Raw genomic sequence first — 10,397 nt, 5'->3', positions numbered from 1 at the left:
ATGCGCTGGCGGCGACGCTGCGCGCGCTGGGCGGCGTGCTCGGCCTGCTCGGCGGCGATGCCGACGATTTTCTTAAGGGATACTTGACTTTTCAGATTTCTACGAGAACTGAAGATGTAAAGACATCGATCGAGTTCTTTGTGGGATTGTCAGTAGACGAAATCGAGAGATTGATCGCCGAGCGCACCGCTGCGCGCAAGGCGAAGCAGTGGGCCGAGTCCGACCGCATCCGCGATCTGCTGGCCGCGCAGGGCGTGGTGCTGGAGGACGGTCCGCAGGGCACGAGCTGGCGGCGGGCCTGAGTCAGGCGTCAGACCGAGGCTTGACGCGAAATCGTCGATCCGTAGAATGACGGGCCTTGCACGCACCCTGTTGCAAGCGCTGGCTGACTCGGCGGGGTATAGCGCAGTCTGGTAGCGCACCTGCTTTGGGAGCAGGGTGTCGGGGGTTCAAATCCCTCTACCCCGACCATCCAGCCCGGCGCGCCGGTCCTGACGAACGCCGCGCCCGTAGCTCATGCGGATAGAGCATCGGCCTTCTAAGCCGAGGGTAGCAGGTTCGAATCCTGCCGGGCGCGCCACTCCCGGCAGTCGTGCAATCAGGTTTCAGTGGTGGCTGTAGCTCAGTTGGTAGAGCCCCGGATTGTGATTCCGGTTGTCGTGGGTTCGAGCCCCATCAGTCACCCCATCAGTTCATTCCGGACCGCGCTGCGGTCCGGATGCCCGAAAAAACGGGCCGTTAGCTCAATTGGTAGAGCAGTTGACTCTTAATCAATTGGTTGTAGGTTCGAGTCCTACACGGCCCACCATCTTCAGCGAATGAAAATGATATCAAAGGGTTGCGGGCAAACCGCAACCCTTTTTCTTTTCTGGCCCGATCTCCTTCCGTCCATTCTCCGTCGACGTTTTCACCGGCGTCAGGCGCGTATCGTGACGCATGTCCTCCCTTCGTCCGTCTGCTGCGGTGAACGGGGGCGGGCACGCGCAAGGCCTGGATTCTCCCTCAGACCCCGAGGCAGTTCAGGCCAAGGGTGAGCGGTCCGGCGCCAGTCTTGCTTCCGGCGCCGGCCAGTTGTCCGGCGATCATCCAGCCTGTCTCCGGGCGACGATCGGGCGATTCGCAGGACGGGCGTCACGGCTGCGTCTGCAATCCGCGGGCTTCGGGCTTCAGTCCCGTGCGCCGGTCGATGCCGGCGGTTCGGGATGGTGATGCTGATATCCACTGAGCTTTCTGAAATTTAAGTTGCCTGATTTCAATAATGGTGCATCGCCGTAAGGAGGCATATTGCGGCGATGGTGCAGCCGAAGGCGCATGCGCACCACTTTGGTTCATATTGATTTCAGTGATGCACGATTGTGGTGCGTAAGCTTCGCTCTACAGCAGTCGTCAACATGATGCGTTGCCGCAAAGCCATGAACCGGCAGTGAAGCCGGCCTTTGGCATGGCGAATGCTCGAAAGGTTCCTGCGTCCAGGGGGGGCATTCCGTTCGGAGTGCCCGCGAGGGGACGACCACAAACAGAACCGTATCGAGGATTTTCCATGCTCAAGACCCGCACCTTCTTCCTGGGCACGCTGGCCGGTGGTCTCGCGCTCGCCCTGGCCGGCAGCAGCGCGCATGCGGCCGACACCATCAAGGTCGGCATCCTGCATTCGCTGTCCGGCACGATGGCCATCTCGGAAACGTCGCTGAAGGACGTGGCGCTGATGACCATCGAGGAAATCAACGCCAAGGGCGGCCTGCTCGGCAAGAAGCTCGAAGCCGTCGTCGTCGATCCGGCCTCGAACTGGCCGCTGTTCGCCGAGAAGGCGCGCGAGCTGCTGCAGAAGGAGAAGGTTGCGGTCACGTTCGGCTGCTGGACCTCGGTGTCGCGCAAGTCCGTGCTGCCGGTGTTCGAGGAACTGAACGGCCTGCTGTTCTACCCGGTGCAGTACGAAGGCGAGGAGTCCTCGTACAACGTCTTCTACACCGGTGCCGCGCCGAACCAGCAGGCGATCCCGGCCGTCGAGTACCTGATGTCCGAGGACGGCGGCGCTGCCAAGCGCTGGGTGCTGCTCGGCACCGACTACGTGTACCCGCGCACCACCAACAAGATCCTGCGCGCCTTCCTGCATTCGAAGGGCGTCTCCGATGACGACATCATGGAGACCTACACGCCGTTCGGGCACAGCGACTACCAGACCATCGTCGCCGACATCAAGAAGTTCGCCTCCGCCGGCAAGCGCACGGCCGTGGTCTCGACGATCAACGGCGATTCCAACGTGCCGTTCTACAAGGAACTCGGCAACGCCGGCCTGAAGGCCACCGACGTGCCGGTCGTGGCGTTCTCGGTCGGTGAGGAGGAACTGCGCGGCATCGACACCAAGCCGCTGGTCGGTCACCTCGCGGCCTGGAATTACTTCATGTCGATCAAGTCGCCGGAGAACGAGGCCTTCATCAAGGCGTGGAAGGAATACGTCGCCAAGAACAAGCTGCCGGGCGGCGACAAGCGCGTGACCAACGACCCGATGGAGGCCACCTACACCGGCATCCACATGTGGGCGCAGGCGGTCGTGCAGGCCGGCACCACCGACGTCGATGCCGTGCGCCAGGCGCTCGGCTACCAGACCTTCAAGACGCCGTCGGGCTTCGTCGAGTCGCTCGACGCCAAGAACCACCACCTGCACAAGCCGGTGTACATCGCCGAGATCCAGGCTGACGGCCAGTTCAACATCGTCTGGAAGACCGAAGGCCCGATCCGCGCCCAGGCCTGGTCGCCGTACATCCCGGACAGCGCCAAGAAGGTCGCCGACTGGACCTATCCGTGGGTCTGCGGCAACTGCACCGAACCGAAGTACAAGTAAGCCGTCCCGCCGCGCCAGTCCGCTGCGCGTTCCGTGCCGCGTCCGCGGCACGGATGCGATGCGCAGGCGTCACCCGCAGGGTCGGGCCGCACGCTTTCGCATCGTCCGCCGCTCCCCGCAGTCCTGCCTGCGGTCGACGGCGAGCCGGAGCCGGTTCTTTCGCCGGCTCCGGCAGCGTCGCCCCGCGGGGACGCCGGCCACCCGTCCGAAGAACCCAGGCTTCGGCCCGCAGACCGGCGTCCCGGCGGCTTCTTTCCGTCGGCCCCCCGAGGTTGCGCATGAATCCTCCTGTCCGGTCGCGTCCGAGCCTGTCGACTCTGGCGGCACTGCTGTTCTGCCTCCTGCTGCTGCCGCTGGCACAGCCCGTTTCCGCCGCAGTCGATCCGAAGATCGATGCCACGCTCGCGGCGCTGGCCGAAGACCCGAAGACGCTGCGCAGCGCCCTCGACGTGCTGGCACAGAGCCGTGATCCGCGCGCCAGCCGCGTGCTGGTCGCCCTCGACGAGGGTCGGCTGACGATCGCGCCGGGCGCCGTCCTCATCCGCACCCGCGACGGCCAGCGGGTCAACGCCGCTGACGGTCAGCCGTGGACCGGTGCCGCCGGTGATGCGCCGGCGATGACCAACGCCGTGCGCCGCGTGCTCGCCAGTTCCATCGAGCGAGCGCGCCTGCGCTCCGAGGACCGCGCCGAGCGTCTCGGTGCCGCGCGGGCCTTGAATGACCGGCCATCGGCGAGCGCCGAACCGGCGCTGCGCGCCGCACTCGCCGAGGAGCAGGACCCGGAAGTGGTGACGGCGCTGAAGCTCGCGCTGGCGCCGCTCGATCTCGACAGTCCCGACAAGGACAAGAAGCTCGCCGCACTCGCCGTGCTCGCCAATGACGGCGAGCTGACCGTGCTCGGCCGGCTGCAGCCGCTCGCGAGCGGCGATGACCCCGAAATCCGCGCTGCGGCGCAGAAGGCGATCACGGCCATCGGTGACCGCCAGTGGCTGCGCGACCAGGGCGCCAACCTGTTCTACGGCCTGTCGCTCGGCAGCGTGCTGCTGCTCGCCGCGCTCGGGCTGGCGATCACCTTCGGGCTGATGGGCGTCATCAACATGGCGCACGGCGAGCTGCTGATGATCGGCGCCTACGCGACCTACGTCGTGCAGAACCTGTTCCGCGCCTACCTGCCCGGGGCCTTCGACTGGTATCTGCTCGCGGCGCTGCCGGTGGCCTTCCTGAGCGCGGCGGCGGTCGGCTGGGCGCTGGAGCGCGTCGTGCTGCGCCACCTGTACGGCCGGCCGCTCGAAACCCTGCTCGCGACCTTCGGCCTGTCGCTGATCCTGATCCAGACCGTGCGCCTGATCTTCGGTGCGCAGAACGTCGAGGTCGCCAATCCCTCGTGGCTGTCGGGCGGCATCCAGCTCACGCAGCAGCTGGTGCTGCCGTACAACCGCATCGCGACGATCCTGTTCGCGCTGGCGGTGCTGGTGACGGTCTGGCTGCTGTTCCAGAAGACCCGGCTCGGCCTGCGCGTGCGCGCGGTGACGCAGAACCGCGGCATGGCCGCGGCGATGGGCATCGACACGCGCCGCGTCGATGCCGGCACCTTCGCGCTCGGCGCCGGCGTGGCGGGGCTCGCCGGCGTGGCGCTGTCGCAGCTCGGCAACGTCGGCCCGGAGCTCGGGCAGGCCTACATCGTCGATTCCTTCATGGTCGTGGTGCTCGGCGGCGTCGGCAAGCTCGCCGGCGCGGTCGCCGGCGGCATGGGGCTCGGCATCGTCAACAAGTTCCTGGAGCCGTCGATGGGCGCGGTGCTCGGCAAGATCGCGCTGCTCGGCTTCATCATCCTGTTCATCCAGTGGCGGCCGCAGGGGCTGTTCGCGATGAAGGGCCGGGCGGTGGAGGGCTGAACCGATGCACGGCATCCGCAATCTGCATACGACCCGCGGCTGGGTCGGCTTCTTCGTGGTCGCGGCACTGCTGCTGGTGGCGGTGCCGGTGCTCAACGCACTGCCCGAGACCAGTCCGCTGCACGTGCCCGACTGGCTGATCCCGCTCGCCGGCAAGTTCTGCTGCTACGCGCTGGTGGCGCTGGCGATGGACCTGATCTGGGGCTACACCGGCATCCTGTCGCTCGGCCACGGCGTGTACTTCGCGCTCGGCGGCTACGCGATGGGCATGTACCTGATGCGCAGCATGGCCGGCGAGGGCGTCTACCGCTCGGAGCTGCCGGACTTCATGGTGTTCCTGAACTGGAAGGAGCTGCCGTGGTTCTGGCACGGCTTCGAGTACTTCCCGTTCGCACTGCTGATGGCGCTCGCCGTGCCGGGGCTGCTCGCCTTCGTGTTCGGCTGGTTCGCGTTCCGCTCGCGCATCAAGGGCGTGTACTTCTCGATCATCACGCAGGCGATGACCTTCGCGCTGATGCTGCTGTTCTTCCGCAACGAGACCGGCTTCGGCGGCAACAACGGCCTGACCGACTTCAAGCGCCTGCTCGGCTTCACGCTCAGCGAGCCCTCGGTGCGCGTGGCACTGTACTGGCTGACGGCGCTGGTGCTGCTCGGCGTGTATCTGCTCGCCCGCGCGATCGTGCGCTCGCGTGCCGGGCGCGTGCTGACCGCGATCCGCGACGCCGAGAGCCGCGTGATGTTCTGCGGCTACGAGCCGCTGTACTACAAGCTCGCGATCTGGACGCTGTCGGCGGTGCTCTGCGGTCTGGCCGGTGCGCTGTACGTGCCGCAGGTCGGCATCATCAACCCGAGCGAGCTGGCGCCGGCGCAGTCGATCGAGATGGCTGTCTGGGTCGCGGTCGGCGGGCGCGGCACGCTGGTCGGGGCCGTGATCGGCGCGGCCAGCGTCAACGGCCTCAAGAGCGTGTTCACGGCCGTGGCGCCGGAGTTCTGGCTGTACGCGCTCGGCGGCCTGTTCGTGCTGGTGACGCTGTTCCTGCCCGAGGGCCTGACCGGCCTGTTCCGGCGCCTGCGCCGCACCCGAGCCGCGGAGGCCCGCGCATGAATCCCGTGATCCCGCCCGTCACCCCTGCCGGTGATGCCCTGAAGGGCGCGCAGATGCTGCACGACGCCTCCGAAGCGCCGCCGAAACCGCCGGCCACGCCGCGCGAGCCGCTGCCGGCCGACGTGCGCGACCGGCCGGTGCCGGACGTTTCGCACGGCGCGATCCTGTACCTCGAAAGCGTCAGCGTCAGCTTCGACGGCTTCAAGGCGATCAACGACCTGAACCTGTCGATCGACGACGGCGAGCTGCGCTGCATCATCGGCCCGAACGGCGCCGGCAAGACGACGATGATGGACATCATCACCGGCAAGACCCGTCCGGACACCGGCACCGTGTACTTCGGCCAGAACGTCAACCTGCTCGAACTGCGCGAGTCCGAGATCGCGCAGCTCGGCATCGGCCGCAAGTTCCAGAAGCCGACCGTGTTCCAGGGCCACTCGGTGTTCGAGAACCTCGAACTGGCGATGCAGGCCGACAAGCGCGTGCGCCGGGCGCTGTTCGCGCGCCTGAGCGACGAGCAGCGCGCACGCATCGCCGGGGTGCTCGCGACCATCGGCCTCAACGGCTACGAGCGCCAGCTCGCCGGCAGCCTGTCGCACGGCCAGAAGCAGTGGCTGGAGATCGGCATGCTGCTGATGCAGAACCCGCGCCTGCTGCTGGTCGACGAGCCGGTCGCCGGCATGACCGAGCAGGAGACCGAGCAGACCGCCGAGCTGCTGAACTCGCTGGCCGGAAAGCATTCGGTCGTCGTCGTCGAGCACGACATGGCCTTCGTGCGTTCGATCGCGCGCAAGGTCACGGTGCTGCACGAGGGCCACGTGCTCGCCGAGGGCACGATGGACGCGATCCAGAGCAATCCGAAGGTGGTCGAGGTGTATCTCGGGGAGGGGGCGTGATGGCGGCGGTGCTGCAGGAATCCACGGCGGCCGATGCGCTGCTGACGGTCGATCAGGTCAACCTGCGCTACGGGCAGAGCCAGATCCTCTGGAACATGAACCTGACGGTGCGCCGCGGCTCGTGCACCTGCCTGATGGGCCGCAACGGCGTCGGCAAGACCACGACGCTGCGCGCGATCATGGGGCTGGCGCCGACCTTCGGCGGGCAGGTGCGGTTCAACGGCGCGAACCTGCTGAAGCAGCCCGCGCACCAGCGCGCGCGCATCGGCATCGGCTACGTGCCGCAGGGGCGCGAGATCTTCCCGCAGCTCACCGTGCGCGAGAACCTGCAGGTCGGCCTCGGCATCCGCCCGAACGGTCTCGAAGCGGTGCCCGAGCGCATCTTCGAGCTGTTCCCGATCCTGAAGCAGTTCCTGCACCGGCGCGGCGGCGATCTGTCCGGCGGCCAGCAGCAGCAGCTCGCGATCGGCCGGGCGCTGGTGCTCGAACCGGAACTGCTGATCCTCGATGAGCCGAACGAGGGCATCCAGCCGAACATCGTGCGCGAGATCGGCGACATCATCATCCGGCTGAACCGCGAGATCGGTCTGACCGTGCTGCTGGTCGAACAGAAGCTGCCGTTCGCACGCCGCCTCGGCACCGACTTCGCGATCATGGAGAAGGGCCGCACCGTCGCCACCGGCACGATGCCGGAGCTGACCGACGAGGTGGTGCGGGCGCATCTGGCGGTGTGAGGCCGATCACGCCGGAACGCTTTGCTTTTCAGCCCCTCGCCCCTTCGGGGGAGAGGGGAAAACCCTGCATTTGTCGCGTGCCGGCATGAGCCCCGCGGACTCGCGGGGTTCAATGCCGGCATCAGCGAACGGTTACGCCCGTCCCAGCCGCCGGGCCAGTTCGCGGCGTGCGGAGGTTGCCTTGCGATAGAACGCCTTCAGGCCCGAGCACAGATAGTGCAGACCGGCTTCGCCATCGGGGGCCCTGATGAAGCGATCCTTCGGGCAGTTGCCCCAGCACAGCGCAAGGTACGGACAGGACTGGCAGTATTTCGGCAGCGTGTCGGACTTGGCGAAGGCGAAGCGCTTTTGCGCGTCGGAAAACGCCAGGTCACCCTCGTGCGTCGCAGTGATATTGCCCAGCCGGTATTCCGGGTAGACGAAGTGATCGCACGAATACAGGTCGCCATTGTGCTCGATGGCCAGAGCCTTGCCACAGATGCGGCTGGTCACGCACTTCTGGGAACCGGCACCGAACATCATCGAAACCACGTTCTCGAACTGGTCTATGAACACGCGGCCGAAATCACGCTTGAACCACTCATCCCACACCCGGTTTAGAAAGTAGCCCCAGTCGTCCGGATCGACCGACCATTCAGTGACCACTGAATCGGGGGCTCCCGGTCGCGCGCGTGCCGAGCCCAGCAGCGGCAGGCTGTCGACATTCCAGTGTCCCGGTGCCACCGAATGGAAATCGTGGCTTCCCAGACCGGGCATGAACTGGATGCTGCGTGGCCGGACCTGATCGCGCAGGAAACGGTAGACGTCGATCGGCTTTTTGGCGTTGTCGCGGTTGACGACGCACAGGGCCGAGAACGGCACCTGATGCTGGTGCAGCAGCGCGACGGCGGCCATCACGCGCGCGTGCGTCGGCCTGCCGCCCTTGCTGTAGCGGTACTTGTCATGTAGCTCGGCCGGGCCGTCGATCGACAGTCCGACCAGAAAATCATGCTGCTTGAGGAAAACAGCCCACTCATCGTCAAGCAGGATGCCATTGGTCTGCAGGTCGTTCTCGATGCGCTGGCCGGGTTTCCGGTATCTGGCCTGCAACTCGACGATACGGCGGAAGAAATCCAGCTTCATCAGTGTCGGTTCGCCACCCTGCCAGCTGAACACCACCTCCTCGCCGGTCTGCGCTTCTATGTATTGCCGGATATGCGCCTCAAGCAGAGATTCGCTCATGCGCGGCACCCTGGGCTGGTGCAGCAGGTCTTCCTTGTGCAGGTAGAAGCAGTAGCGGCAATCCAGATTGCACTGCGCACCGCTGGGCTTGACCATGGTATGGAAGCGATAGCTGTCGCCGGCGGCGAGCCCGGGCAGCCTGAGTTCGGGTGAGGCAGGAGCCGGATGGATCGGAATCATGTGGATTCGTGCGTTCGGGGTGGCAGGTGCCACTAGAGTTGCTACCCTACAGGCCAAAGCATCTCCCCGCAATCGGGGGGGCTCGCCGGGTAGTATCCGCTGCGTGGAGGGGTTTGCGAAAAGTCTAAATTTTTATAATTAAAACAATTACTTATAAATTTTAATTTTCATCTGCATCGTGCAAATCCAGCCCGGCCTGAACCGGTGCGGGCGCAGGAAATCTTCCGGCAAGGTCGATGCCATGCCGGCAAGTCTTGCTGCTGCGTGAAAAACCGGATCATTGATCCGGATCAGTGGCTTCTGTCGAAAGCCCCGCAATTACAAAAAAATCTAAAACGATTCCGGTGCCGGCGTGGTTGTTGCTCGACAAATGTTCGAAAGGACAAGGGGGGATTCCTGATGCAATTTCTGAAATCGGTTGCACTGACAATCATCATCGGGCTGTCATTTTTCATCTTCCCGGAAGGCCGGAGTGCAACGGATAACCCGTTGCCGTCATGGCAGGATGGGGCGTCCAGGAAAGCCATCATCGACTTCGTGGCTGCCGTCACCCGTGAGGGCTCGCCGGATTTCGTACCTGCGCCTGAACGCATCGCCGTATTCGACAACGATGGCACGCTGTGGGCCGAACAACCGATGTACTTTCAGGCGCTCTTTGCATTCGACCGCGTCAGGACGCTCGCGCCGCAGCATCCGGAGTGGCAGACCCGCGAACCGTTTGCGTCGGTACTCAAGGGGGACTTCAAGAAGGCGCTGGCGGGGGGGGAGAAGGCGTTGCTGGATCTGGTGATGGAGACGCACGCCGGCATGACTACCGACGAGTTTGCCAGACTGGTCGAAGACTGGCTGGCGACTGCGAAGCATCCGGTTACCCACAAACCGTATACCGGTATGGTGTACCAGCCCATGCTCGAAGTTTTGGGCTATCTGCGTGCCAATGGCTTCAAGACCTTTATCGTGTCGGGCGGCGGCATCGAGTTCATGCGTCCGTGGGCGGAGCGGGTGTATGGCGTTCCACCCGAGCAGGTGGTCGGCAGCAGCATCAAAACCCGGTTTGAAATGCAGGATGACAAGCCGGTACTGGTCCGGCTGCCCGAAGTCAATTTCATTGACGACAAGACCGGCAAGCCTGTCGGCATCCATCAGCATATCGGTCGCCGCCCGATCGCGGCATTCGGTAACTCGGATGGCGATCTGCAGATGCTGCAATTGGCCACCGCAGGTACTGGCAAGCGTCTTGGTGTCATCGTGCACCACACGGATGCGCAGCGTGAGTGGGCGTATGACCGCGAATCCGCGGTAGGCCGGCTTGCAGATGCGCTGGATCTGGCCGTGAAGCAGGGGTGGACCGTCATCGACATGAAGCGCGAGTGGAAGACAATCTATCCGGAGCCGTGAACCAGGATTCCAACAATATCTGTGCAAACAGACAGGTGTTGGTATAGGCCCTGCTCATGAGGGGGTGGGGGTCAGGGCAAACGCATCTAAATCATCTGCCCGTTCAACACCTTGATCAGATAGCCC

General features: G+C 64.9%; 7 protein-coding genes, 4 tRNA genes and 1 pseudogene. 11 read left to right on the top strand and 1 reads right to left on the bottom strand.

Going from position 1 to position 10,397, the window contains the following annotated elements; genetic code table 11:
• From PKE44_RS09645 to urtE, 10 genes and pseudogenes are all read left to right on the top strand, one after another.
• A pseudogene (locus PKE44_RS09645) lies at positions 1-302 on the top strand (cysteine--tRNA ligase); the annotation flags it as partial.
• Positions 303-394: 92 nt separating this feature from the next.
• Positions 395-471, top strand: a tRNA-Pro gene (locus PKE44_RS09640).
• 32 nt (positions 472-503) lie between these two features.
• Positions 504-580, top strand: a tRNA-Arg gene (locus tag PKE44_RS09635).
• 31 nt (positions 581-611) lie between these two features.
• Positions 612-687 (top strand) — tRNA-His (locus tag PKE44_RS09630).
• Between the two features lie 45 nt (positions 688-732).
• Positions 733-808 (top strand) — tRNA-Lys (locus PKE44_RS09625).
• A 732-nt stretch (positions 809-1,540) separates the two neighbouring features.
• Complete coding sequence (gene urtA / locus PKE44_RS09620) at positions 1,541-2,842, top strand: urea ABC transporter substrate-binding protein (RefSeq protein WP_324550488.1); 1,302 nt, start codon at positions 1,541-1,543, stop codon at positions 2,840-2,842.
• Positions 2,843-3,120: 278 nt separating this feature from the next.
• Complete coding sequence (gene urtB, locus PKE44_RS09615; protein ID WP_324550486.1) at positions 3,121-4,737, top strand: urea ABC transporter permease subunit UrtB; 1,617 nt, start codon at positions 3,121-3,123, stop codon at positions 4,735-4,737.
• 4 nt (positions 4,738-4,741) lie between these two features.
• The gene (urtC, locus tag PKE44_RS09610; protein WP_324550483.1) at positions 4,742-5,842 is read left to right on the top strand and encodes an urea ABC transporter permease subunit UrtC; all 1,101 of its coding nucleotides are present in this window, start codon (positions 4,742-4,744) and stop codon (positions 5,840-5,842) included.
• Positions 5,839-6,738, top strand: coding sequence for an urea ABC transporter ATP-binding protein UrtD (gene urtD / locus PKE44_RS09605; protein ID WP_324550481.1), 900 nt, complete (start codon positions 5,839-5,841; stop codon positions 6,736-6,738). The genes urtC and urtD overlap by 4 nt, the downstream gene beginning before the upstream one ends.
• Before the next feature lie 38 nt (positions 6,739-6,776).
• A complete protein-coding gene (gene urtE / locus PKE44_RS09600) occupies positions 6,777-7,472 on the top strand; it encodes an urea ABC transporter ATP-binding subunit UrtE (protein ID WP_324550490.1) in 696 nt (231 codons plus the stop codon).
• Positions 7,473-7,604: 132 nt separating this feature from the next.
• Here urtE and PKE44_RS09595 read toward each other — a convergent pair whose 3' ends face one another.
• Positions 7,605-8,873 carry an anaerobic sulfatase maturase gene (locus PKE44_RS09595; RefSeq protein WP_324550479.1) on the bottom strand — a complete coding sequence of 423 codons (1,269 nt, stop codon included), beginning with the start codon at positions 8,871-8,873 and terminating at the stop codon, positions 7,605-7,607.
• A 399-nt stretch (positions 8,874-9,272) separates the two neighbouring features.
• Here PKE44_RS09595 and PKE44_RS09590 point away from each other — a divergent pair, with 399 nt between their 5' ends.
• On the top strand, positions 9,273-10,271 hold the full coding sequence (locus PKE44_RS09590; protein ID WP_324550477.1) for an HAD family hydrolase: 999 nt from the start codon (positions 9,273-9,275) through the stop codon (positions 10,269-10,271).
• The last annotated feature ends 126 nt before the right edge of the window (positions 10,272-10,397 follow it).

The organism is Plasticicumulans sp. (genome assembly GCF_035331805.1).
Classification (GTDB): domain Bacteria; phylum Pseudomonadota; class Gammaproteobacteria; order Competibacterales; family Competibacteraceae; genus Plasticicumulans.
Note: the sequence above shows the minus strand (reverse complement) of the source record. Positions and strands in the feature narration are given on the sequence as shown.